The organism is Bacteroidota bacterium (genome assembly GCA_016713925.1).
Taxonomy (GTDB): Bacteria; Bacteroidota; Bacteroidia; order AKYH767-A; family OLB10; genus JAJTFW01.
In genome coordinates, this window is the sequence record JADJOH010000004.1 from 119,706 (window position 1) to 145,972 (window position 26,267).

Genomic DNA, 26,267 nt, shown 5'->3' on the forward strand with positions numbered 1-26,267 from the left:
ATCGAACAATAAACCATATGAAATATTTTATTACTTAATTAATGTACCATCCAAAATAAATTTAAATCATGAGCGTACAAGCCCGAGACCGTAAAATAGAAGTTTGGTACAACAAGATTCGTTTTGGCGAAATCAAACTACCCCGTTTTCAGCGGCATGAAGCATGGGATAAAGGTCGCATTTCAAGTTTACTCACCATGATCATGCATGATTTACCCTTAGGCATTACATTGGTATTGGAGGTTGATCAGGAAAAATTCATTTCACGCTATATGGTCACGGCTGAATTTAAAGAGCCACCGTATCCAAAAGTTAATGAACACCTTCTGGATGGGCAACAACGACTGACGGCTATTTGGAGGGCTTTGCACAATAACTATGAACTGGAGAAGTATTTTCTGTATGTCCGGGACTACGATACTATTTGGTACACGGATAGTCCAATGGCCGAAGAAGAAGAACAGGGCCAGGCAATAAAAACTAAAGTGCTCTGTCAAAATCGATGGATAGGAAAACGGAGAAAACGACTTATGCCGTTGTGGGCAGATGATCCTCAGGAATGTTTTAATAGAGGATGTATTCCTATGGAATTATTCAGGCCGATCGATATCAGCCCGGAAATTGAATCCTGGGTTAAAGCTGCTCTTGAATCAAAAAAGCCACAAGCGGGCAACCCTGAGTTTGAAAAAGCTTTTGAAAATTATACAGAGGAAAAGCAAAATCTCCTTAACCTGATCAACAAATACCGGGAGACAATTAAACATTATAATCTCCCATTTTTAGCACTTCCTTCAAGCACTTCTAAAGATACAGCCCTGGAGGTGTTTATTAATATGAATACCAACAGTAAGCCATTAACGCAATATGATATTATCGTTGCAGAAATAGAAGGTCTGAAAGATACTTCGCTCCATCAGCTCCAGGAGAAATTGAATGCATCGCACCCGGCTGTAGGTCGCTATTTTGATTTATCGTATCTCATTTTGAACACTTCTGCATTGATGCAGGAGAAGGTGCCTAACCGCGTCGGCATTTGGGATATGGATAAAAAATTATTAGTCGATCAATGGGACAGTATGGTAAAGGGTCTTTCTAAGATGGCTGGGTTTCTGGAAAATCATAAATTATTTGATGAAGAGCGTTTACCGACTAATGCTGTATTAGCTGTTATAGCGGCTTTATATACCCGGATTCCTGAAACGGGGGATCAGGCAGGGCAAGCAAATGTGTTGCTAAAGAAATATTTGTGGTCATCATTTTTTACAGAGCGGTATGAAAACTCTGCGGCTTCACGAGCCTATGCTGATTATATGGCATTGTTGAATATCATAAAGGGGAATAGAAAAGCAACCGGGCAGCCGTTTCAGGAAATGGATGTACCGGTTTTAAATCGTAGTTTTTTTCCACTCTCAACGGAAGAGCAGTTGTTGAACGTGACCTGGCCTAAGCGGGTAAGTATAAGGGGTAGAGGGATACTTGCGGTAGCCAATTATTTTGGAGCAGGTGATTTTGCGGATGGTTCCATTATCAATGCAATAAATGTGTCAAAACGTGAATATCATCATATTTTTCCGGATGCATTAATTCAGGAAGCAAATGAATTTTATGCAGAAGATGAAATCAACAGTACCATAGCGCTTAACTGTGCATTGATTACCGGAAATACAAATCGTAGCATAGGACGGAAAGAGCCCCTTACCTATTTGAAAGAGCGATACGAGTGGGTCAGTGAGGCCATTGTTTCTCAACGATTGAATAGCCATTTAATACCGCTTGAGCAATTGAAAGCCGGAGATTATGAAGGGTTGAGCGATGAAGCGAAGGCGAATAAGATAAAAAGCGGATTTCGAGAATTTCATTGCATCCAGAGCAGCGCTAATTGTCAGGGCTGTGGCAAAACTGGCAAACGGCGAAGAAGTGACTGCACTTGAAATTTTGAATTAGTAAAGTTGATAAGTATTCTCCTAAAAAATATAGACATAATGAAAAACCACTCTACCCTATTTTATGCGGTTGTCTTGACAGTCGTAATTTCCTTTACTAATACTTTGGTTGCGTTCGCTCAATCGGAACAATGTGGCGTTAATGCTTTTATTGAAATGATTGAAAAAAGAAACCCCGAACTCTTTAAAAAAGTTCAGGAGAACGAAAAAAACTTTGAATCTAAGGTTGATGAAAGACGATCTGGCATTTATTTGAGGCAAGAGAAGGAATATTCCAATGGTTTTAATCAAAAAAATGGCGGTGTATCATCCATTCAAAGTTTATGTGGCTACAATAATACGTATGTTGGTGTTGGCGCAGCACCCACTGTTTTAGGTGGAACACTTACTGCCTCAAGCATGTATGGCGGAGATTATATTAGAGTTACAAATATGATTGCAGGTAGAACCTATCGCGTTTCTACTTGTGGCAACAACGACTTTGATACGCAGATAACTATCTATACAACGGGAGGGGGAAGTGTTGTAGCACATAATGATGATTTATGCGCCAACAATCAGTCTGAAATTTATTTTACACCTTTTACTTCAGGAAGCTATGATATTTTACTTGACGAATACGATTGTCAGTCCACTTTTATTGTAAGCACAACAATGCTTGTTGAACTTGTTTATATACCTGACCCAATAATTACCATTCCGGTTGTTGTGCATGTGGTATGGAATACAGCGGCAGAAAATATTTCAGATGCTCAAATTATCTCGCAGATAAATGTTTTGAATCAGGATTTCAGAAGACTTAACCCGGATATTTCGTTCGCCCCTGTTGCTTTTAAAGGGTTTTCTGCTGATACACGTTACCAATTTTGCTTAGCGCAACAAGACCCCAACGGTTTTTCCACAAATGGAATTACACGAACTTTCACAAATATTACTCAGTTTAACCCAATGGCTGATACCTCTATCTGGTTTACGAGCTTAGGGGGAAAGGATTCCTGGGATAGAACCAAATACCTGAACATTTGGGTTTGCAATTTACCCGGTTTGCCAAACCCCGGAACAATAGGATTTGGAACTTTCCCATGGTTAGGGCTTATAATTCCACCCGCAGACGGTGTAATCTCAGACTTCCAGGCTTTCGGAACAATTGGAACTGCCATAGCTCCTGTAAACAAAGGAAGAAACGTCACACATGAGGTTGGACATTATTTAGGATTGAGACATGTTTGGGGAGATGATAATGCTTGTGCGGGTTCTGATAGTTGTCTTGATACACCTAACCAAACAATTAGTAGTTCAGGAACACCAACTTTTCCATTGGCAGATGCCTGCTCTCCGAATTACCCCGGCATCATGTTTAATAATTACATGGACTATTCAGATGATAACAGTAAAAACATGTTGACCTTTTTTCAATTTGTAAGAGTCGATGCTGCAATTAGAAACGGTGGAATAAGGGCAAGTTTAGCCACCTCACCGGGATGCACTCCATCAACAATCGGAATTAATGAAAATACTTTTGAAAATTTGATTGCACTTTATCCAAATCCTAACAATGGATTTTTTTCAATTGCACAAAGCGAAAAAATAAATAACCTAAAAGTTGAAGTAACGAATGTTTTAGGTGAAATAGTTTTAGAAACAGAAATTCATGAATTCAAAACAGAAATCAATTTGACAAAACATGCTGCGGGAATATATTTTGTTAAAATGAGTGCTGACAAAGACGCTATTTCTAAAAAGATAATTATTCAATAAGTTTACAACATGAATTCCCTGAACGCTCATGCATTTGTAAGCCAACGAGTATCAATAGTTCGTGTTGGCTTCAAAAGGTAGAACAATGAATATATAGCTCCATTAACAACCAAAGTGGGGACTTCAAACAGCGTGGCATCTAATCCCCCATCGCAAAAAACTTCTTATTCCCTACTTCGTTTATACTTCATGCTCGGTGACATTCAACAATGACAAAACTGTATTCTTATATCATCAAGCATGACGGCGGAGCAGCTCCAAATCCATTTTGGGGACTTTGTACACTGACCATTTGCAAACCTGCAATTAGGAGAACCGCGAGAATTGGAGACTGGGTAATTGGGACAGGTTCTAAAAATTCAAAACTTAGTGACGGTAAAATTTATGACCTATCCGACAGCATAGTTTATGCAATGAAAATAACTGACATCAAAAGTCTTTCGGACTATGACACATACTGCAATACTAATTTAAAGGAGAAAGTGCCGAAATGGTTTTCAAAGGATTGGAGAAAAAGAATGGGTGACTGCATTTACGATTATTCAAAAGGGCCTAATCCTTTTTTGAGAAAAGGAATTCATAACGAGAAAAATAAGATGAAAGATCTAAGTGGCCAGAATGCACTTATTTCCAATCACTTTTATTACTTCGGAGAAGAAGCCAGAGTTTTACCAAAGGAATTAAAAGGATTAATTAAAAAGAGTCAGGGTCACTTGAAAATTGAAAATGAAGAGCTTATCAAAAATTTCTTGAGATGGATAAAATTATTTAAGAAAAATAAAATTTATGGCAACCCTCAATTAAAATATAAATTTGACCTGGAGCCAAATGACGACTTAATTATTGAATGCTCAACACAACATTTGAAAGAAGACAGAAATGAGAAAGAGAAAATTGTGTGCTGAGGTAACTGTACGAAAGCTCAACAAGAAATAGATGTCACGCCTACAAGCCGAAATCCAATTACAAAAGTTGTTTGGATTTAAACATTTCCACGATTTGCAATGGCAGGTAATAGAGCAATTGCTGGCAGGGAAACGCGTGTTGTTTATTGAAAAGACAGGTTTTGGAAAATCCTTGTGCTATCAGTTTCCTGCTACCCAATTGGAGGGGCTTACCATTGTGTTTTCTCCGTTGATTGCCCTTATGCGTGATCAGGTGCGCAGTATGCAGGAAAAGGGAATTCGTGCCGCTTCTATTAATTCCAATCAGGAAGAGAGTGAAAATGCCGATATCATTGCGAAGGCACAATCAAATCTCCTCGATATTTTATACATTGCCCCGGAGCGTATGGAGAATGCTTCATGGATCAGTGCCGCGCGTGAAATGAAAATTGCTATGGTGGTGATTGATGAAGCGCATTGTATCTCTATGTGGGGTCAAAGCTTCCGACCGAATTACCGGCGTATCGTCAGCCTGATTAAATTACTTCCCAAGAGCTTTCCCGTCCTGGCTACCACCGCTACCGCCACACCTCGCGTGCAGGAGGATATCATCAGCCAGACAGGCAGTGATCTGATACCGGTACGTGGTCAGTTGATGAGGTCTAATATTCGTTTGTTTGTGGTGGAGGTGAAGAGTGAGGAGGAGAAGTTTTTCTGGCTCGCGCAATATATGCCTCGTCTTGCTAAAACAGGTATCATTTATACCGGCACGCAAACCAATACTGATATTTATTCCAACTGGCTGCAATTTCTGGGATTCAAATCCGCCGCATATAGCGGCCGCCTCGATGCTGAAACAAGAATACGGGTGGAATCGGATTTTATCAATAATAAATTTGATTGTGTGGTTTCTACCAATGCGCTGGGTATGGGAATTGATAAACCGGATATTCGATTTATTATTCATACACAAATGCCGCAGTCGCCCATACATTATTATCAGGAGATCGGCAGGGCAGGCAGAGACGGACAGGAAGCCTTTGCCATCTTACTCTTCAATCCAAATGAAGATGATAAATTGCCCCGTAACTTTATCGAAAACAGTAAGCCATCTTTAAAAAAATATGAAAAAGTAATTTCAGTGATAAAGTCGGCTTTGCTGGGCAGGAATGAAATTATCAAAGCCGCTAATCTGAAACAAACACAGGTGGCCGTCATCCTGGCGGATTTAATGGATCAGGGTATTGTCAATGAACAATTGCATGGCAAGAGCAAGAAGTATTTCTATAATCCCGAGGCTCCCGCGTTGAATGTATCGGCTTTTGAAGCACTCCGCGCTGTACAAAATGAGGAACTGGATCGCATGCTCTCCTACACCGTCTCTACCACTTGCAGGATGCAGTATTTATGTAGCTATCTGGGAGACGTTCAGCAAGGTGAATGCGGCGTTTGTGACAGGGATACAAGCGAAGCAATGGAGGTGACGATTTCGGAAGGATCAGCAGAAAGATTGCAGGCCTTCAGAGAGTCCTTCTTTCCTGTTTTAGAGGTAGAGACGCTGAAAAGCAAGATCATCAATGGTGTGGCGGCCTCGTATTACGGAGTCTCCAATGTGGGTGCGGCCCTCCACTATTCCAAATATGAAGGAGGAGGTGATTTCCCTGACTGGCTCCTCCGGCTTACGTTGAAGGCTTACCGTAAGTTTTATGGGAACCGTACCTTTGACCTCGTGCTCTATGTTCCACCTACCGAATCCGGCGACCTGGTCAAGAACTTTGCAGTTAAAATAGCTGCTGTGTTAGAGATACCCATTTCGCATGCGTTGATGAAAACTTCCGCTACCCAACCTCAAAAAGCATTTCACAGTGGCATTTCAAAGAGGGACAATGTACACGGGAAATTTGCTGTAGAAAATCCTGCTGAAATTGCCGGAAAAAGTGTATTGTTGATCGATGATATTTTCGACAGCGGATATACGTTAAAGGAAATCGGACTATATTTAACAGGCGCTGGAGCTACTGTAATTGCACCGCTTGTGATTGCAAGAACTGTGGGAGGAGATATTTAAATCAGGATGAAATGAACACGTTTGCAGAGAATACGTATTGGATCGCCATCGCCCATTTACCGAGATGGCATGTGGAACGTATCAACCGTTTGATCGTACAGGTGGTGCATGAGCATAAACTGAGCTGGAGTGAATTTTTTGAGTTGGATAAGAAAGGCTGGAGAGAAATTTTCGCCTTCAATGAGAAGGAACTCGCAGACATGGAATTGGCAAAGAACGATATCCCGCGTCTGGCCTTTATTGCCGAGCAATTGCAGAACGAGGGCTTTGATATCATCCCCATCAATTCACCGGAATATCCGCAGGTATTAAAGGAGAACCTGAAAATGAAAAGCAGTCCTCCGGTATTGTACGTCAAGGGTAGAAAGAGTTTGTTGCAAGAGGAGGCCGTCGCCATTGTCGGGTCACGTAAGGCAGGCAAGGCAGCCATAGATTTCACGGAGCGTATCGCCGCGAAAAGTGTTCGAGAGCAAAAAGTAGTAGTGAGTGGTTTCGCGAAAGGTGTGGACAAACAAGCGCTGGACAGTACCCTCGAAGCGCATGGTAAGAGCATAATCGTTCTTCCGCAGGGGATACTTACTTTTCAGTCGGGCTTTAAGAAATACTATGAGCCCATCGTGAATGGTGAGGTATTGGTATTAAGTACATTCTTTCCAAAGGCCGGCTGGGAAGTGGGGCTCGCGATGGCCAGAAATGCATACATCTATGGTCTGGCAAATGAAATTTACGTCGCCGAATCGGATGACACGGGTGGCACATGGCAAGGGGTCATCGACGGCTTGAAAAGACAGCGGAAGATATTTGTAAGAGTGCCCGGGGCAGGAGAAAAGAATGCAAACCATAAGCTCATTGCGCTCGGCGCCATGCCTGTAAATGGGGAGGGAGAGGTAATGGAGAAGAATCATTCAGTAAAAACGGATATATTTGATGACCTCCATGAAAGCAATGCCAACGAAGCATCAGGCGAATATGAAAATAGTAACATTGAAAAGGATATCCTGGACTTATTGACCGGGAACAATTATACCTGCAAGGAAATTAAACTGGCATTGAAATTAGATTGGGACAGTAAAAAGCTGACCGCCTATTTGAAAAAAAATCCCAATGTACAATCCATCGTCGGCAAGCCATTAAAGTACACAAGGAACGCAATAGTTACACCCACTTTATTCGAATAATATGACCTGGGAATATTCGGAAGATAACCTGATCGAGCAGACCGCCATTGATTTATTCTTTAATCGGCTGAATTGGAATACCCAGTTGGCGTTTAACAAAGAAAGTTTCGGACCGGAGGGGTCACTGGGTCGGCAGCATAAAAAGGAAGTAGTCCTCAAGCCGAATTTTATAAGTAAACTCAAAGAATTAAATCCGGATCTTCCCGAAAAAGCATATGAAGAGGCATTCCTGAAGCTGACGGAAGAAGCCAGCTATAAATCGATAGATGAAGTTAATTTTGAGAAGTACCGCTTGTTAAGAGATGGGATACAAGTAGACTATATTGATCAGAATGGAGAAACGGTTAAGAACAAAACACTCCGGGTATTTGATTTTGAAAATCCTACCACTAATGATTTTCTGGCCGTAAGGCAGTTGTGGATTGAAGGAAAGAGTAAACGCGAACGTCGTCCTGATATCATTGGATTTGTCAATGGCATTCCGCTCTTATTTATTGAATTGAAAGCCGCTCACCGCAAACTGGAGAATGCTTACAACGATAATTTCAGTGACTACAAAGATGTCATTCCCCGTTTATTTTACTACAATGCGTTTGTGATTTTGAGCAATGGAATCGAAAGCCGCATAGGAAGTGTCACCGGTAAATACCAGCATTTTCATGAGTGGAAGAGGATCACCGAAGAGGAAGAGGGTATTGTTGCCCTTGACCGCATGCTCGTAGGTGTCTGCGAAAAGGAGCGATTCATGGATCTCTTCGAGAATTTTATTCTCTTTGATAATTCGCTTGGTAAAATCGTGAAGCTGATTGCACGCAACCACCAGTTTATTGGAGTAAATAAAGCTATTGAAAATATCCGCCAGAAGGAAATGTTATTTCAGGCGGGAAGAATTACTGCAGAAGAGAAACAGAAGCTGGGTGTATTCTGGCATACTCAAGGAAGTGGAAAATCCTACTCCATGGTTTTCTTTTGCCAGAAGATTCATCGCCGCTTTACGGGCAGCTATACCTTTTTGGTAGTCACTGACCGAAATGAACTCGATACCCAGATATACGGGACCTTTAGTGGAGCGGGAGCAGTTCCGCAGGTGAAAGCGGGATCATCTTCTTCACTGAAAGCAAGCAGCGGGAAACAGTTGAAAGAACTGCTGAGATCATCACACCGGTACTTGTTTACACTCATCCATAAATTCAATTTTCAAGAAGAGATTACACGACGCGATAATATTATTGTGATTTCAGATGAGGCACACCGTACTCAGGGAGGACAACTCGCCATGAATTTGCGTAACGCGCTGCCCAACGCTTCCTTCATTGGTTTCACAGGGACACCGCTCTTCAAGGATGATGAAATCACGCGGCGCATCTTCGGAGATTATGTTTCACGTTATGATTTCAAAAGAAGTGTAGAAGATGGAGCAACGGTTCCCCTGTATTATGAAAACCGAGGTGAACAACTTGGATTGAAAACTCCCGCGATTACAGAACAGATACGCGCCCTCCTCGAACAGGAACGAGAAGAAATGGATAGCGACGAACGCAGCAAGGTGGAACAACTTTTTTCAAGAGAGTATCCTGTCCTTACCGCGAAGAAACGTCTGGATGCCATTGCGAAAGATGTGGTCTGGCATTTCTGTAACCGGGGATATAAGGGAAAGGGGATGTTTATTGCCCTCGACAAGCTGACCGCTGTAAACATGTACAACCGGATTACCCATCACTGGGCATTATACGTGGAGAATCTGGAGAAGGAGATAGAGCGTAACAAATATGGCGATCAGGAATTATTGGAGAAGAGTCGCGAACTGCAGTGGATCAGGGAAACAGAAATTTGTGTGGTGATAAGTTCGGAACAGAACGAGATCAAAAAGTTCAAAGAATGGGATCTTGATATTGAGCCCCATCGGGAAAAAATGAACTCACAGGATCTTGAAACCCGATTCAAAGATGAAAATGATCCGTTTCGACTGGTAATTGTTTGTGCGATGTGGATAACAGGATTTGATGTCCCTACCTTATCTACCTTATATTTGGATAAGCCCTTACAGTCGCATACACTCATGCAGGCCATTGCCAGAGCCAATCGCATCAGTGAGGGGAAAAACAACGGACTCATAGTCGATTATATTGAAACTTATACAGCCCTCCTCAGTGCCCTCGCTATTTATGGTGCGGGTGGAGGAGCCGGTGGCAGTGGAGGTGGTTCCGGAGGGGGAGGAGAGAATGAGCCCCCGGTAAAACCAATGGAAGAGCTGATCCGCCAATTGGAAGAAGCGCTGGAGGCGACCGAAAACTTTTTATCGGAAGAGGTAAATTTTGATTTAAAGGAACTCATTCTTGCGGAAGGCTTACATAAAATTGCTGCGCTCGAAAAAGCGGTAAACGCCGTATATACCAACGATGAGACGAAACGTAAATTCCAGGTGCTGGCCCGGGAAGTATTTAAGAAATACAAAGCCCTGCAACCCAACAAAGTGTTAATGACCTATGCTCCCCGGAAGAATGCAATAGATGTGATCTACTCCGCAATCGAGAACAATATTGAAATTGCCGACGTTTCTGAGATCATGAAAAAAATTCAGCAAGTCGTGGATGACGCAATAGAAAGCATGACCGTCGCAGCAGAGCATGAGCCCGGGAAAATAGTTGATCTGAGTACCCTCAACTTTGAAGTATTGGAAAAGTATTTCCTTAAAACAGAACATAAGCAAGCGGCAGTACAGGAGTTAAAAGAAAAAGTAGAGCGACAGTTAAAGAAGATGGTCGACCGAAATCCAATGATGGTGGATTATTACAAGCGCTATCAGGAAATCATTGATGCCTATAACAAGGGCAAGGAAGAAGCCGTCATTCAGGATACCTTTCGCAAGTTGATCGAGTTGGTGAATTCGTTAGCGGCAGAGGAAGCCGACACCCGACGTGAAAATTTAAACGATGAACAAAAGGCCATTTTTGATATTTTAAGACAGGGGATACATCTGAGTGAACAAGATAAAAAAAGAGTAAAGGAAATCGCCGTTCAGTTACTCGCCGACCTGAAAAATGACAAGTTAAAAATAGAGCAATGGGCCGATAAAAATGTCACGGCGGCGGCGGTATATAACACCGTAAACAAAACCCTCTTTGAAACCCTTCCCTATCCCACCTACGCCACAGAAGCCGTAGATTTAAAAACCAACCTTATCTTCGAACACCTCAAGCAGCAATATTTCGGAGGCGGCTTGAGTATGTATGGAGGGTATTGAGGGGGGATACGTAAATCATGAAATATTTATCATTTATATTTTAGTTAAACGTTTAGGAATTATAGATTGATTGTGCTTAACCTTTAGTACATAGGTAAGAGTAGTTGCCCTAATTAAACATTCGATTGCCATTATTTCGGTGTTTATATTATTTATCAAGAGATTATGTATATTGAAATATTCTAAAGGGGGGGGAGGGCCTCCCCCCTTTAGATTTTTATTAGCTTTTTTAAGTAGTCCAGTCACCGACGAACTACTCTCCTTCTTTCATATATTGAACTGTTCGACATTTATGTTTCTATTGTTTTTGTACCTTGTATGTATATTTGATATTGTTAGAAGAAACTGTCAAGAAATAGACTCCAATGGGAAAAGCTTTCAGATCAAGTTGTGTTTCGTTGGAATAATAAGTTGCTTGAAATACTTTTTCATTTAATATTTGTCCTAAAGTGTTTCGGAGAACTAACTGGCATGTTTCATTAGCTAGTCCATTGGCTTTAATATTAATTAATCCATTGGTTGGATTTGGATAGATCGTAATTATATTTATATTGCTTGTTTCAGTTATTTCAGTTGTGCAGGTATTTATATTAATTGTGTTGGACGTCGCAGACCCACATGAGTTAGTAACAATGCAATAATAATTTCCTGCCCCGACACAAAATAAGGAGTCGTTGGTTTGTCCGCTTTGTAATGTATTTTGATAGTACCATTCAATAGAATCTGTTGAATTTATTGGGGAAACGACAATATAGCTATTTTGCTCTGATAAGGGAGCTAAAGAAGGCATGGTATTGACAATTTCATTCACCGACGCGGACGTGCTTCCACACGAGTTAGTTGCGGTTACAGTATAAGTTCCAGCCTGATTGGCTTGAATATTATTTACAGAAGGATTCTGAGAATTAGAAGTAAAACCATTTGGCCCAGTCCAGCTCAGGAAGTAATTGATCCGTTAGCATTGCCACTTAAGTTAACGGTATTACCAATACACGCGGGGTTTGAAGATGCAGTTGCAGAACCGTTTGTTGGTTGTGAGTTTACTGTAACATTCACCGATGAAGATGTGCTTCCACATGAGTTGGTTGCGGTTACAGTATAAGTTCCGGCCTGATTGGCTTGAATATTATTTACAGAAGGATTCTGAGAATTAGAAGTAAAACCATTTGGCCCAGTCCAGCTCCAGGGAAGTAATTGATCCGTTAGCATTGCCACTTAAGTTAACGGTATTACCAATACACGCGGGGTTTGAAGATGCAGTTGCAGAACCGTTTGTTGGTTGTGGGTTTACTGTAACATTCACCGATGAAGATGTGCTTCCACATGAGTTGGTTGCGGTTACAGTATAAGTTCCGGCCTGATTGGCTTGAATATTATTTACAGAAGGATTCTGAGAATTAGAAGTAAAACCATTTGGCCCAGTCCAGCTCCAGGAAGTAATTGATCCGTTAGCATTGCCACTTAAGTTAACGGTATTACCAATACACGCGGGGTTTGAAGATGCAGTTGCAGAACCGTTTGTTGGTTGTGAGTTTACTGTAACATTCACCGATGAAGATGTGCTTCCACATGAGTTGGTTGCGGTTACAGTATAAGTTCCGGCCTGATTGGCTTGAATATTATTTACAGAAGGATTCTGAGAATTAGAAGTAAAACCATTTGGCCCAGTCCAGCTCCAGGAAGTAATTGATCCGTTAGCATTGCCACTTAAGTTAACGGTATTACCAATACACGCGGGGTTTGAAGATGCAGTTGCAGAACCGTTTGTTGGTTGTGAGTTTACTGTAACATTCACCGATGAAGATGTGCTTCCACATGAGTTGGTTGCGGTTACAGTATAAGTTCCGGCCTGATTGGCTTGAATATTATTTACAGAAGGATTCTGAGAATTAGAAGTAAAACCATTTGGCCCAGTCCAGCTCCAGGAAGTAATTGATCCGTTAGCATTGCCACTTAAGTTAACGGTATTACCAATACACGCGGGGTTTGAAGATGCAGTTGCAGAACCGTTTGTTGGTTGTGAGTTTACTGTAACATTCACCGATGAAGATGTGCTTCCACATGAGTTGGTTGCGGTTACAGTATAAGTTCCGGCCTGATTGGCTTGAATATTATTTACAGAAGGATTCTGAGAATTAGAAGTAAAACCATTTGGCCCAGTCCAGCTCCAGGAAGTAATTGATCCGTTAGCATTGCCACTTAAGTTAACGGTATTACCAATACACGCGGGGTTTGAAGATGCAGTTGCAGAACCGTTTGTTGGTTGTGAGTTTACTGTAACATTCACCGATGAAGATGTGCTTCCACATGAGTTGGTTGCGGTTACAGTATAAGTTCCGGCCTGATTGGCTTGAATATTATTTACAGAAGGATTCTGAGAATTAGAAGTAAAACCATTTGGCCCAGTCCAGCTCCAGGAAGTAATTGATCCGTTAGCATTGCCGCTTAAGTTAATGGTATTACCAATACACGCCGGGTTTGGAGATGCAGTTGTAGAACCATTTGTTGGAGTTACACAAGAATTCGTAATGCAAATATCAAATCCTCCAGAGCCAATTGCCGGGGCGGAAGCACCATAATCATACACTCTTATTGTGTATAGTACCCCTGCATTGAGGGGAATAGACAGAGTTGTTGTTGCTCCTGCTCCACCCGGAGTATCCATGCAGCCCCCCGGAATTTCCATGAGATTAAAGCAGTTGCCGCTATATACAACAATGACAGCATCAAGTGACCCTGTAGGATCTACTGTAATTGTGTATAGGGCGGTTGTTGTAGGTGTAAATTTAAAAAAAACTCCTGCACCTAATATAGTTCCTCCATATAAATCACATGACGGGATCGTAAAAGAATCAGATGTTGCATTATCTACCGAACAAAGTGTATTTAAACAAGAGGAATTAGAAGTTAAATTAACAGCACCAAGACAGTTATCATTATTGCAAATAACATTTGCTGTATTGCACCCTCCAATAACATTATTATAACATCGAGGGCTATAGGATGAAAGAAGTGAAGGGCTGTACGTATGATATGCAACTTTCCAATCTGTACCTGAAGCCTCCATTACAGTGATTGAACCTATATTATTGGATTCAACAAGGCGAGTATGGGATCCAGCAATATTTAAAATGTCTCCCGGTTGTACTGATGATATTGGAATAGGGGTTGAAATATTTGGTAAAGTTGTTGTAGAATATTTAGTCGATAAACCCCAAGCTCTTGTAATAAACCCTGAACAATCATGACCTGCTGCACATGTCAAAGGAGCAGATGGTAAGCCTGAGCAACCACCACCACCACCTGAACAAACTTGACCAGCTGATTTGCAACCGGGCAACATTGCAATATTAAATTCTGCTTGCGTTGACCAGCCGCCCCAACAGTAAGGCATAGAAACGTTATTACCAATGTTTACCCACGGTGCACTGTATATGTTAGCGCCGTTGCAAAAAATACCATTCCATAAGTTACAACTGTTTGCATTCCAGGAAAAACTTGTATAAGGTGTTGCATTGTTTATGATTTGTGTTCTTGAAATTTGCGCATTAACAGAATAAGAAAACAGGAAAAGAGAGAATATCAAATAGCGAGTATATCTTTTGAGAGCTTTCATAATGGTTTCATTTAAGTTTATATTTAAACTAGCGTTAGTATTTTTCATTTGTTTTAATTTTTTTGGATGAATAATTAGTTTTCTTCTATTATTAAAAGGTGATCATTGAAATGGTACGTTTTATTTGTTAAAAAATTCGGATAGTTATTACCCGCCTTTGATTCAGATATTGAATATACAAAAACACCTTCGGGAGCAGTAATCATTTCGTAAAGAACGCCATTAGAGGAAAGAGTAATATCTTTGTTGGAAAGCACATAATATACATCAGGCACCTTTATTTCAGCAATGATTTTGCCTATTTTAAATGTATCAATTTCAATGCTTACTATTTTTCTTTCAACCCTTATTGGATTTTCGGTTATGTATGTTTGAACATCTATAATAATTCGATTTCTTGTTGTTCCAACTACAAAAACTCCGGCTATTTTCTTATCCGTTTGAAACATGGTTTCAAATTTGCTATCCGAAAGGGAAGTCATAGTTACGCTGTAGTTGTTATTTCCGATTAATTTTGTTGCAACTTGACTTCTTGAAGCAGTTATGCAACCATTGATTTCTTTTGGCTCAACTGCTCGATTATTTGATTCTACTATTAATGAATTACCGGATGGAAGAATTAAATATGTTGAATTGTTAAATCTCGCAATCCTTTCAACTCCGACAAATTTTCTGTTAAAGTCAAAACTGTTAATAGTCATACCGTTTTCATCATAAACAACAATTTTATATTCTGATAGAACGTAGAACATGTTCTTATCATAACTGAAGTCTCTTGGTGTAAATGAGACTGGAAATCTTTTTATAATCCTTCCATCAATGGCATTTACAATCACAATTTCGTTACTTGAGTTACATAAGAAAGCTATACGATTATTACTTAGAATTTCAAATGATGTGGCACCAAGATTAGCACCAGGCACTTGTTTATATGAAATACCTTGGGGGGAATTCCATTTTAATGCACAAACATGTTTGACATGCATAACAGATTCAGAGACTTTGTACTGGCAGTAGCTACTACAATGGAGCGTCAGCATTAATAGCAATAAAGAGACTGTTTTCATTTTGTTTATTTTTAAGGGGTTGGTTTATTTTAGATGCAACGTACATGGCTTGGACAGGTGAGTGCTGTAAATCGTTATTAAGTAGTTTTTCTTATATATTGTGATTTCATGGAAAACATGCTCATTCTTTGATATTTTGTAATCGTTAACCGAAATAACATGTCTTACAGACCTTGGGCTACACTCATTTAGCATCCGTCGGCTTTTATTGAGTAATCGGCACCATTAAGTGAGTGCACCGAGGTTGGTAACTTTGAGGATTTCGAATATCAAAGAGCTCCACACGCATACAATAGTTACTTATTTAGAGAAGTTTATAAGGGCGGCGAACGAAACCTGATATTTGTTAGACCCTTGTTTGCTCATTGCATTATTTTACTATATTTGAAGCACAAAATGCAATAAGGGTCTCTTTTCATCGGGAATTTGTCCATTGGGAAGAAATAGTCTTTGAAGTTTATTGAATCGGTCAGTTTCTAACTTAATTTAATTCTTATTTGGGGTTATGATCACAAGAAATACATTGTTGTTTTTAGTAATTATTTTGCTATTAAAAACGGGTGCTGTTTTCGGGCAAAAATGTATAAGTAATAAAAAAGCCAGGGAAATTCAGTCGATGCTTGATGAGCGCAAATTTCATGATGCAATAAGAGCCACCGGTGATGTATTATCCAAGGATTCGACTTGCCAAAGTGCGACCTTTTATAGAGCAATTGCCTATTTTGGTTTGAGAGACAGTGCTGCCTGCCTGAATGATCTTAAGATGCTTTCAAAAGCCTCCAATCTTGTACCGGACGATTTGGAGATATTGGGTGATTATGCAGATACGTTGGAGAAATTTGACCTTTCCTTATTCTTTTATACCAAGGCTTATAAGACTCATAAGAAAAAGCCGGGAAGTGTTTATTTGAAAGGCCTAAAGGCGCGTTATAAAGGGGCTAATAGATTGAAGCTACTTGTGGTGTTGGACTCTTGCATAAGATCAGAAATTCGTCCCGCTTGGGTTTATACAGAAGTGTTGAAGCTAAAAGCAGATGTATTGCGGTATAAATGGGAAGAATATACAGAGGAAAAGAACAAACTGACAAGTGGAGATGAGGCTCGGGTAGCTTATGTTTACTACTTGAAACGATTTGAACCTTACCTTGGCGCAATTGATTCATTGCCGCAGAAAATGAAGGTAAAGGAGTATTGTGATATCTATTTTTTCATCGCTTCGCGATACACCCATGTTAAGCTTTTTAATTCTTCTAAAATGTACTTGTCGTATATGAAGCAAACGAACTGTAATAGTAAGTGGGTGCTACTGTATGATAGTTTAACATATATGAATTGTATATTGCAAGGAGATTACGAAAATGCTGCACCTGTTGTTGATCGTTTCTTGAAACGTAATCCTCATAGTCTGTTTTTTCTACGTGAACAATATAAGATCCTCATGCATGATAGTGTTGACTTTTCCATCGCTATTTTACCTTTACTAAAAGCCATTGAGCTTTATCCAAGTGATACCTTGAGTTTGATTCTTGCCGCCAGGAGTTATGAGAAAAACAAGAATTATTTTAAGGCACGTCAATTAATGGATCAAATAAGAGAATACCATGGCGAGGATGTTTATGAGGACGATTATATACGTATTAAAGAAAAGGAGTTCGAAAGTAATCGGGAAAGGAATTCGCCGGAACTTAGTCTGGAGGGCTTCCACACCTACCAGTGAATACAATCGTTATAAAAAGGCGGTGCCAAATCAAATCAAGCAAATAAGGATAAAAGGTCTCCTTAAAGATGAAAGTGAAATAAAATATTTCAAAATGAACGGTAACGAAATGAAGATGAAGAGAGCAAAAAAAAAGGAGTATCACTTTGATGAAATGCTATCTATTCCGGATACGATTTCTGAAATCCATTGTGTATATAGTGATATTTATGATAACATTGACACTGCATACATTATTATCCAGAGGTTAGGTCCTGAAAACAGTGGTATATTGTCATTAATAAATCCACCCGGTTTCATTAGCGAAGAAGTAAAGGAAGTTTACATTGATAGCGATCGGGAAAGAGAGGTACTCTTTAAGGGTAAAATACAGTCTCAGTATACAATCGTAAATGTTACTGTGAATGGCGTTACCGCCGTTGTTTCAAAGGTTTTCGGCAGATCGTATGAGTTCGAAGCGAATATTTCAGTTACTCCTTTAGATACATTGGTAAATGTTGTCTATGAAATTGAAGGGGAAGAAAGCCAAACACTGCAATTTAAAATTGAACAGAAGGATGCGAAGTTGAGTACTCAACAAACGTCAGGAAGAACGTGGGTTGTAATTATTTCTAATTCCATTTATGATAATTATACTGATCTGGAAGGTGTCAATAAGGATGTGAACGCACTAAGCAATTCGTTGCAGGGGTATCAGATTCAGAGAATTATTCGTAAGCATAATCTGAAGCATAAAGAAATGAGCTCTTTTCTGTCGAAGGAACTGAAAAGAAAAGTTGAGGATGCGCAGGTAAAAACATTGATTTTATGGTATGCGGGTCATGGTGAACCTTCGGGAGACGGAGAGGACTCTTATTGGATACCGGTTGATGCAAAGCAAAACATGGATGGAGAAGGCTATTTATCGCTGAGGGGTTTACAACAAGATCTCAATAATATTAATGGTTTAAATAATCTGCTTGTCATTTCGGATGCCTGTAATACGGGATTAGCTTTTATCGATAAGAAAAGAGGCAGTGAATCATTTGGAACGTGTGAGCTATATGAGCCTGAACCGGGAAAAAGTTATTATGTCTTAACATCCGCTCTTGCCGATAATACGAGTGATAATTCAGTTTTTGCAGAGATGTTTTCTGAATATCTTTCTAACCCCGGGAAGAAAAATTCGAATTGTGTTAACTTGCTGGATGTTGCAAATATTGTTCAGGAGAAACTGCAGAAATTTCAGGATGTCCAGTTTGGACAGTTAAGAGGTCTCGACCAACGTAAGAATCCTTCCTTTTTCCTTGAAAAGAAGAGATAATACCAACGTCTGAATAATGGTATTCAATGTCAAACTCTTCATCTGCACTTTGCTGTTGTTGTTAGCAGGAAGTAGCTCAATAGCTCAACCTATCGAGTATGGTTTCGATAATGAGGAATTTAGACGAATCACCGGTTCTTTGAATGTTAAAAATGTTTTGTATGATTCAAAAAATGTACTATGGTTGTATACCGATAAAGGGATTTACAATCATGTGAAAGGTCGTAAGAACATAAAGGAACTTTTTTCAGCCAATTACTGGAATGTGGAGAGTAGTATTTTATACGAGGACAGTAAGCAGAGATTATGGTTTGCAAATGAGCATCCTGATTTCAAACTGAGATTTATACGAAATAATCTGGTGTTTACGGTTTTATTCCCCTTCTCCTTTAGAACCACCTGTATTTTTGAAGCACCTGATGGTACCTATTGGATTGGCACAATGGACAAAGGTTGTATCGTGCTTAGACAGGCAGAAACGGGACAGTGGTTGTATAGCATCCTGTCAAATGTCAATAAAATTCCTACAGAGGTTTATTCCATCTTTAAAGCTTCCAACGATGATTTATTTCTAACAACAAGAAAAGGATTGTTGAAATGGAATACGGCAAATCGGCAGGCGTTACAAATGAAGGCAAAACTTCCGGGGTTAATCCAACTCAGCTATGGTTGTAATTTTAATGATAGTATTTTACTTCTGGGCACCTGGGGAAATGGTATTTATCATTATAATGTTAAAACGGATAAACTTTTTCCGGGAATCCCGGGAGGCATGCTCGCACAATCAAAATCCTTTGTTTCAGGGATCAGCAAAGTGGATGATGAAGTGCTGATATCGACCTGGGGTAGCGGTGCTGTGATTTTAAAGGGTGGTCGGGTTTTGAATTAAATAAGTCAAGTGGATTGAGCGGTGAAAAGGTATATAATACCATTAAAGGACCGTTCAGCAATTATTTAATTATTTTGAAAAATAGTGGAATTGCTTCACTATACTATCCTGACAAGATCAGGTTTCAGAAAATCATTCCTGAATTATCTTCCTATAATTCACTTTTGTCGGATAGTAACAACAATTTTATTGCCACGGGAACAGGTGGATTTGAAGTAATGTCCGGAGAAGGGGAACGGACATATCTCGACTCCAAATTAAATATTTATGGTGCCGTCAGAATGAACGATGGTAATTATTTATTGGCAACATATGGAGATGGCTTACTTTTTTTATAACCTTATTAAACAAAAGAAGAATGGGCAATTGTCTTTCAATGGAAAGAGTGACTTTTATCTCAGTCTGGAAAGAGATGTGAATAACGATTCATTGGTCTGGGCCGGCTCATTGGGAGGTGTTGTTTGTGTAAATTATTATAGTAAGGAAACCACGTTCTTAAAATCATTTAAGGGGCATAAGGTAAACCGTATGAAAAGTTTACCGGAAAATAAACTACTTATAAATTCGGAAGATTCGGGATTATTCATATTGAATACGATATCCGGAGTAAGCCGACGCTTTAAGGATGATTTAGGAAAGGAATTCAGGCAAAAACCATTACTACCGGAGAGGACAATACAGTATATATTTCCGCTACTGATGGGAAGATATATCGATTAGTTTTGAATAGTGATGAAGTTAAATTCCTCACACAAACTCCCGATTCAGCGGTGTCAACTATCTCTTTATTAAAAAGGAGATGATGCTTGCCGGTAAGGAGGATGGACTGTATCTCTACAATATGCGAACGAAAAATTGGCTGGGATTAAATCATATGTTTGGTGGATCATTTAAGAGCGGAGTGTATCCTGCAAATTATTCATCACCGAGTAATGCTAAAATAGCCTTCCTGACATTCAATGGAATCTGCATAGTTTCCGATGAAGTATTAGCAACACAACCCTATTACCCTCAGTTTCGAATTGACTCCGTTTTTATGCAGGTATCAGAGCAGACTCTTTACAACAGATTTTAGATATTAAATATGATGAAGCCATTGACTTTTATTTTCAAGTTATTCTTCAAATTTTAGAAGTACTGCAAAAATTCAGTACCGGACTTCTGATGAAATTTCGTGGATTGATTTGGATGACTCAAGGCATTTATTGTTGAGCGGCCTCTCATTGGGTAGTCACACGATACAGTTTCGCGTTTCTGCAGATGGCCTTAACTGGAAGGAGGCAGGGAGATAAACGGACGATCAATGTTAGTCTACCCGGTATCTTAGTTCTACGTTCTATGCCTACTTTTATTTTTATGGCGGTATTGGTATTTACTATTTATAAACGAAGAGTTGCCATCATAAGGAAAGAGGAAGCGGCAAAAACGAAAATTGCAATGCAACAGGCGGAACAGGAAATGAAAGTACTCCGGGCACAAATGAACCCGCATTTTATTTTTAATGCCCTCAATTCTATTCATAATTGCATTTTGCAAAGAGATACCTTGACAGCAGCTAACAGCTTAACCAAATTTTCCAGGCTGGTAAGAAAGATACTTGATAATTCCCTGCAAAGTACAATTTCGCTGGAATCAGAATTGGCGACCCTTGAATTATACATTCAGATTGAACAATTACGTTTTAATACTAAGTTTGAGTACACCATTACAGTAGATCCGGCTATCGATCCTGCAAGCACGATGGTGCCGCCCCTCATCCTCCAGCCATTTGTGGAGAATAGTATCTGGCATGGATTAATGCCCTCTGAAAAGAAAGGCAGCATCATGGTAGAAGTTAGTAGAAAGGGAGAGCACCTGCACTTTACCATATCAGATAATGGCATCGGCAGAGAGAAAGCTGCTCAATTGAAAGCGAAGAGCGAAAATCAACATACCTCATGGAATTGCTATTACCAGAGAGAACGGTTGAATATGTATAATGAGAACCAGGGCAATTCGAATTCTTTATTATTATTGATTTGTATAATGAGCTACATGGAGCTGGCAGGAACGAAGGTAGAGTTTGAGTTAGTGGTTTAGTCTGTAAAGTACTACATCATATAAATTAGCGCGATGAAAGAAGTATTAAATTTGATCAATAGTAGTTTAATTTAATTTAACGAAATTCTAACCGTATGCAATTCCTTTTATCAGATTGTTTTGTAATTGACAAGTCAAAATATTTGAAACATTTTGTACTAGTTAATCTAAATGTATTTCTTTTAGTGTTGTTATCCAATTGTGCGTCCGCGCAAAATCTAAACTATGATTCTATATACAGTAAGTTAAATGCTGATAGGGATCCATTGCTTAGAGCAACTCAAATAGTAAGTTTGACGGATTCTATATCTAAACTTTATATTGAAGATAAAGCATTAACCTATGTTCGTGAAGCTAAGCAAATTTTAGATTCCATAGTAAATAGTTCTCCACATCGAAAAAGAAATTGATGTAAATCGCTTGCTTGCCCAAGTACATATACAAATTGGTCGAACGCATGCCCAAGAATTCGATAAAAAGGCTAATGCCATTGCAAAGTTGCATTATGATTCTGCAATAACTTTCGCTATGAGAATAGATGATATGAAATTGCAAGGCAAAGCTACATTGCTTACCGGAGCGTTGTATCAGGTTAATGATAGAAAGACATCATTGCGATATTATAGAACCGCTTTGAATTATTATGAACAGATAGGAGATAATGAAGGAATTGCAAAAACAAATGAAAGAATTGGTCAATTATTATTTGGTGTAAAGGCAGAGGCTTCGTTATATCATTTTAAGATAGCCTATGAAAATTATATATTTTAAAAGACTATCGTAAAGTTGGCGAGGTTGCTAATTACATTGCAGCTGAGTACTCTATGAAATTAGATACCAACAACGCCATGAATTATTTTTTATAAAGCAATGGATGCATTTAGCAAAATTGGTGACACAGTACAAATAGGTTATGTTTATGGCAATATTGCAGAGATGAAACTAAAGACCGGTGACACAACAAGTGCATTATTGTATTTTGATAAGTATTATACAGTCCAGGGGAAAAGCATGGAAGTCCGAATTTAGTATTGTACTAGGTCGCAAGTATTTTTATATTTAAGTCAAGAAATCAGAATAGAGAAGCATTGGAGATATTGCAAATGCAATTACAAATTTGCAAAAAATGGCAATGATAGTGGTGGTATTTCAACCGCATTAGCAACGATTGGAGATTTTATATAAAAAGTACACATCCAAAAAAAGTCTTAGATTATAAATTATTAACTGAAATGGATACGCTTTTTTAAGGAATCTCTATTATACTTACCCCTCATTGCGTTCAAAATCAGATTTTAGATCTTCAAGTTTTATTGGAGATTTTTTTAATTATAAATCTTTTCATTTCAACAAATTAATGGCGAGACTCAATTTTCTTATAAAAGGCATGTGCAATATTTTGAAGCATATGTTCTTTCCCAGCTGGGCAAAAATTAGTTATTTCAAAAGAATATGATAAAGCGGCATTTTATTCAATAAGTGCCGGTGATATAATAGATCGTTACTTTCAGATTTTGATCCTATAGCGATTGATTCCACCCGAAAAATAGAAATTCAGATCTGCAATCCACCGCCATGGACATTCAGAATACTTTGATCCAACACGAACGAAAAACCAGACAAATATATTTGGGTGCCCTTATTGTTGTTGGAGTCCTATCTATTGCATTATCTTTCTCCCTCTACCGCGGCTATAAAACCAACCGTAAACTAAATCAAGCAATAATCACAATTCAAGAAACACAGGAAAAGTTAATCCGTCAGGAACAATTGAGTTACGAAGAGAAGCTCGCTACACAGAGGGCAGAGCAGGAAATGAAGTTATTAAGAGCACAGATGAATCCGCATTTTATTTTTTTAATGCCCTGAACTCTATTCATAATTGTATTTTACAAAAGATACAATGACGGCTTCCTCCAGTCTTACGAAGTTTTCCCGCTTGAGTAAGGCGAATATTGGAGAGCTCCGTCAGCTATTGTTTCTCTTGGAAACGGAACTTTCTACTTTGGAACTATATATTCAGTTAGAGCAAATGCGTTTCAACACAAAATTTGATTACAAGATCAGCATTGAACCGGGCATTGATATGAATGAGTTTCCGTTCGCCTCTCATCCTCCAGCCATTTGTGGAGAGGTAGTATCTGGCATGGATTAATGCCATCAAGTAAGAAAAGGGATTATTGAAATTGAAGTGAAGAAAAGAGGCGATTTGCTCCATTTTCAATTATAGACAATGGTATTGGTCGGCAGAAGTCGGCGGACTTAAAAGCGAAAAGCGAGCATCAGCATACCTCGCATGGATTGGCGATTACAAAAGAACGACTAAGTATGTATAATAAGGTCTCCAATACAGATACTTTTACTATCATTGACTTATACGATACTACCGGATTGCCCGCAGGGACAAAAGTGGAATTTGATCTAACCATACAAAATTATGCAGCCTGACACAAAGTATTTCGCACCGTTATCGTAGATGACGAACGTGGTGGTGAGAATCATTGAAAAAATATTTACTGGATTTTAGTGTAGGCTATGACGTATTGGAGTGGCTTCTCAGCAGAAGAGGGGGAGAAGATGATATTGAATCTAAAACCGACCTCGTCTTCGCTGATATTGAAATGCCCATCCGTAGTGGTCTGGATATGTTGGGGCCGTAATAGATAAACATCCTTTCTCATTGTGTTGACTACGGCTCACGAACAATATGCCATCAAAAGCCATCAACCGTTTTGACATAGTGGGCTATCTTCTTAAGCCAATCGATCTCGACGAATTCGGGATGTTGAGAAAAATACGGGAAAAGGCAGGTCTGCTGAAGGATAAACCGGGAGAAAACGGAGATTCCTTCACCACAAAATCCGTCCTCTTCCATCATCTTCCTGCCGAAATTAGGGGGAAGAGGCCGTAAGTGCGGAGGATATTATTTATTGCAAAGCTTCCAATAATTATACGGAAATATATCTGACAGGGAAAAATAAGAAAGTGATTTCAAAAACGCTCCAAGGCTCGAAGCCCTGCTTTCCGGTTTTATTTTTCAGAGCACACGATAGTTATCTTGTGAATTTCCGCTTTATACGTGAATTCAGGAATGAAGGGGAGGCCGGTATCGCTTATTCTTGCCGAAGGACACCGCGTTGATGTCTCCAAGCGCCGTAAAGCCGATTTTTTGCACTTTCTGCGCACCCATGGGGTCACCTTCGAATAGGCGCTGATATTTCATCAACTCATTACTTGCCGTTAACTCATTGCGAAGGCCGCTGGCGCATTGATCCTATTCAAAGGGTCAGTCTTTCTACGTTTGGTTCAGAAACAAATAAAAAACCAAACGACATGAACACCAACAACCCCTCAGGAAACGCTAGTCAAAGCACTATTGTAACCATCCAGTCTCAAAAAAAGCATGACAACCGCCTTATTGCTCAGCTTTTCTTCCGGTCCACTGGGAATGCTCTACTCCACCATAACAGGCGCATTGATCATGTTCCTCTTATCCGTCTTAGCTGCTCTCTTCACTTTTGGCATAGGCCTGTTCTTCACATGGCCGGTAAGGTATGGTATGGGCAGTGGCGGCGAGGAACAAATCTTCAAAAACTGTTTTACGACAGTTCAATCATCTGCCGCACTCTTTTTTGTAATAATGGGATTTAGTTTACAAGGGATTTCACAAACTACATTAAATAACACCAGAAAGGTTCAATTGCATTAAAAGCAAGTATCAAAGAAATTATTATAAATATAATTCAAAGTTCGAAACATCTTTGATTTGAGCGTTGACTCTATCATCTATTTGATGGCGTTCGCTTGCCCAAGGAAGTATTAAATGAAATGTTATTGACCAAATCCGGAAACGGGAAATCAAATTTGCTGCAAAGAAGTCACTAATGCCCGGGATTTATTGCTGGACCTTAAACTACAATGGATTATAAAAATTATATCCTACAGTAAGTAGTCAAAGTAAGTCAGGGGCTACGTTTGCAAGTATAATACAGACTTGGGATTGCAAAAGTAAATCTAAAGACATCTATCCTGGGAATTGAATCATCTGGAAAATTCATGAGTTCAAACCAATATTCAGATTTGTCTTTAAGGTAACTGAAGAGAATGCGAATGACATGGTTTCAACATATTTCGATGTCAAAAATATAGTCCCAATGAATTTATGATGCTGTATATAGATAAAAGATCAAACTCTCGTGTGTTTGGTAGAGGCAGAGGAACGTTTTCACGGTAGCAGCAGTGTAGATGATAAGAAGGTCGTTGTTTTTGATATAACAGATCTCGGTAACGGTGAGTTTGAAGGCACCCACTGCAAATTTAAAGGAAGGAGAGTACCGTTTGCGTATGAAGGAACTGTTCCGAATATCTATAGTGCTCAGGCTCACCAAAGAAGTACGATTTCTCTATTCTCGTTGAACTACCAAAAAATGTAAACCTATAATATGTTTCAACAATATGAAAACGCTCTATCCTCACAATATTTTCAGTTTTTATCGCTGCACTTTCAATTGGTCAAACGGT

The 26,267-nt window shown here is 39.4% G+C and carries 25 protein-coding genes and 1 pseudogene; 22 read left to right on the top strand and 4 right to left on the bottom strand.

The features are described from left to right. Positions 1-68 precede the first annotated feature (68 nt). The 6 genes and pseudogenes from IPJ86_06135 (at position 69) to IPJ86_06160 (ending at position 11,075) form a co-directional block, all read left to right on the top strand. Positions 69-1,944: pseudogene (locus tag IPJ86_06135) on the top strand (DUF262 domain-containing protein). Positions 1,945-1,949: 5 nt separating this feature from the next. Next, complete coding sequence (locus IPJ86_06140) at positions 1,950-3,701, top strand: T9SS type A sorting domain-containing protein (GenBank protein ID MBK7886886.1); 1,752 nt, start codon at positions 1,950-1,952, stop codon at positions 3,699-3,701. A 209-nt stretch (positions 3,702-3,910) separates the two neighbouring features. Beyond that, positions 3,911-4,606 carry a hypothetical protein gene (locus tag IPJ86_06145; protein MBK7886887.1) on the top strand — a complete coding sequence of 232 codons (696 nt, stop codon included), beginning with the start codon at positions 3,911-3,913 and terminating at the stop codon, positions 4,604-4,606. A gap of 31 nt (positions 4,607-4,637) precedes the next feature. Beyond that, a complete protein-coding gene (locus tag IPJ86_06150; protein ID MBK7886888.1) occupies positions 4,638-6,653 on the top strand; it encodes a RecQ family ATP-dependent DNA helicase in 2,016 nt (671 codons plus the stop codon). Positions 6,654-6,664: 11 nt separating this feature from the next. Next, entirely contained in the window at positions 6,665-7,831 is a 1,167-nt protein-coding gene (locus tag IPJ86_06155) for a DNA-protecting protein DprA (protein ID MBK7886889.1), read from the top strand. A gap of 1 nt (position 7,832) precedes the next feature. Further along, positions 7,833-11,075: a type I restriction endonuclease subunit R gene (locus IPJ86_06160; GenBank protein ID MBK7886890.1), complete on the top strand. Its 3,243-nt coding sequence runs from the start codon at positions 7,833-7,835 to the stop codon at positions 11,073-11,075. A gap of 298 nt (positions 11,076-11,373) precedes the next feature. Here IPJ86_06160 and IPJ86_06165 read toward each other — a convergent pair whose 3' ends face one another. The 4 genes from IPJ86_06165 to IPJ86_06180 all read right to left on the bottom strand — a co-directional run bounded on the left by IPJ86_06165 (position 11,374) and on the right by IPJ86_06180 (position 15,758). Then, positions 11,374-11,865, bottom strand: coding sequence for a T9SS type A sorting domain-containing protein (locus IPJ86_06165; protein ID MBK7886891.1), 492 nt, complete (start codon positions 11,863-11,865; stop codon positions 11,374-11,376). A 146-nt stretch (positions 11,866-12,011) separates the two neighbouring features. Then, positions 12,012-12,284 carry a hypothetical protein gene (locus tag IPJ86_06170; protein ID MBK7886892.1) on the bottom strand — a complete coding sequence of 91 codons (273 nt, stop codon included), beginning with the start codon at positions 12,282-12,284 and terminating at the stop codon, positions 12,012-12,014. Beyond that, positions 12,226-14,691: a hypothetical protein gene (locus IPJ86_06175; GenBank protein ID MBK7886893.1), complete on the bottom strand. Its 2,466-nt coding sequence runs from the start codon at positions 14,689-14,691 to the stop codon at positions 12,226-12,228. Before IPJ86_06175 ends, IPJ86_06170 begins: the two co-directional genes overlap by 59 nt. A gap of 74 nt (positions 14,692-14,765) precedes the next feature. Then, positions 14,766-15,758 (bottom strand): hypothetical protein, encoded by a 993-nt coding sequence (locus IPJ86_06180; GenBank protein ID MBK7886894.1) that lies wholly within the window; start codon positions 15,756-15,758, stop codon positions 14,766-14,768. 505 nt (positions 15,759-16,263) lie between these two features. Between IPJ86_06180 and IPJ86_06185 the strand changes: the two genes are divergently transcribed. From IPJ86_06185 to IPJ86_06260, 16 genes are all read left to right on the top strand, one after another. Continuing rightward, positions 16,264-17,475, top strand: coding sequence for a hypothetical protein (locus IPJ86_06185; GenBank protein MBK7886895.1), 1,212 nt, complete (start codon positions 16,264-16,266; stop codon positions 17,473-17,475). 94 nt (positions 17,476-17,569) lie between these two features. After that, positions 17,570-18,778, top strand: coding sequence for a caspase family protein (locus IPJ86_06190; GenBank protein MBK7886896.1), 1,209 nt, complete (start codon positions 17,570-17,572; stop codon positions 18,776-18,778). Positions 18,779-18,794: 16 nt separating this feature from the next. Then, the gene (locus tag IPJ86_06195) at positions 18,795-19,667 is read left to right on the top strand and encodes a hypothetical protein (GenBank protein MBK7886897.1); all 873 of its coding nucleotides are present in this window, start codon (positions 18,795-18,797) and stop codon (positions 19,665-19,667) included. A gap of 14 nt (positions 19,668-19,681) precedes the next feature. Further along, complete coding sequence (locus IPJ86_06200) at positions 19,682-20,005, top strand: hypothetical protein (GenBank protein ID MBK7886898.1); 324 nt, start codon at positions 19,682-19,684, stop codon at positions 20,003-20,005. Next, positions 19,986-20,387 carry a hypothetical protein gene (locus IPJ86_06205; GenBank protein ID MBK7886899.1) on the top strand — a complete coding sequence of 134 codons (402 nt, stop codon included), beginning with the start codon at positions 19,986-19,988 and terminating at the stop codon, positions 20,385-20,387. The genes IPJ86_06200 and IPJ86_06205 overlap by 20 nt, the downstream gene beginning before the upstream one ends. A 79-nt stretch (positions 20,388-20,466) precedes the next feature. Continuing rightward, on the top strand, positions 20,467-20,742 hold the full coding sequence (locus IPJ86_06210; GenBank protein ID MBK7886900.1) for a hypothetical protein: 276 nt from the start codon (positions 20,467-20,469) through the stop codon (positions 20,740-20,742). Positions 20,743-21,005: 263 nt separating this feature from the next. Beyond that, on the top strand, positions 21,006-21,746 hold the full coding sequence (locus IPJ86_06215) for a histidine kinase (GenBank protein ID MBK7886901.1): 741 nt from the start codon (positions 21,006-21,008) through the stop codon (positions 21,744-21,746). 420 nt (positions 21,747-22,166) lie between these two features. Next, on the top strand, positions 22,167-22,517 hold the full coding sequence (locus IPJ86_06220) for a hypothetical protein (GenBank protein ID MBK7886902.1): 351 nt from the start codon (positions 22,167-22,169) through the stop codon (positions 22,515-22,517). Positions 22,518-22,616: 99 nt separating this feature from the next. Further along, positions 22,617-22,775, top strand: coding sequence for a hypothetical protein (locus tag IPJ86_06225; GenBank protein ID MBK7886903.1), 159 nt, complete (start codon positions 22,617-22,619; stop codon positions 22,773-22,775). A 546-nt stretch (positions 22,776-23,321) separates the two neighbouring features. Then, on the top strand, positions 23,322-23,615 hold the full coding sequence (locus IPJ86_06230; protein MBK7886904.1) for a hypothetical protein: 294 nt from the start codon (positions 23,322-23,324) through the stop codon (positions 23,613-23,615). Between the two features lie 13 nt (positions 23,616-23,628). Continuing rightward, positions 23,629-23,901: a histidine kinase gene (locus IPJ86_06235; GenBank protein MBK7886905.1), complete on the top strand. Its 273-nt coding sequence runs from the start codon at positions 23,629-23,631 to the stop codon at positions 23,899-23,901. 346 nt (positions 23,902-24,247) lie between these two features. After that, on the top strand, positions 24,248-24,406 hold the full coding sequence (locus IPJ86_06240) for a hypothetical protein (protein MBK7886906.1): 159 nt from the start codon (positions 24,248-24,250) through the stop codon (positions 24,404-24,406). A gap of 47 nt (positions 24,407-24,453) precedes the next feature. After that, positions 24,454-24,657 (top strand): hypothetical protein, encoded by a 204-nt coding sequence (locus tag IPJ86_06245; GenBank protein ID MBK7886907.1) that lies wholly within the window; start codon positions 24,454-24,456, stop codon positions 24,655-24,657. Positions 24,658-24,668: 11 nt separating this feature from the next. Continuing rightward, positions 24,669-24,887 carry a LytTR family transcriptional regulator DNA-binding domain-containing protein gene (locus IPJ86_06250; GenBank protein MBK7886908.1) on the top strand — a complete coding sequence of 73 codons (219 nt, stop codon included), beginning with the start codon at positions 24,669-24,671 and terminating at the stop codon, positions 24,885-24,887. Positions 24,888-25,149: 262 nt separating this feature from the next. Beyond that, positions 25,150-25,455 carry a hypothetical protein gene (locus IPJ86_06255; GenBank protein MBK7886909.1) on the top strand — a complete coding sequence of 102 codons (306 nt, stop codon included), beginning with the start codon at positions 25,150-25,152 and terminating at the stop codon, positions 25,453-25,455. A gap of 487 nt (positions 25,456-25,942) precedes the next feature. Further along, on the top strand, positions 25,943-26,179 hold the full coding sequence (locus IPJ86_06260) for a hypothetical protein (protein ID MBK7886910.1): 237 nt from the start codon (positions 25,943-25,945) through the stop codon (positions 26,177-26,179). Positions 26,180-26,267: the final 88 nt, after the last annotated feature.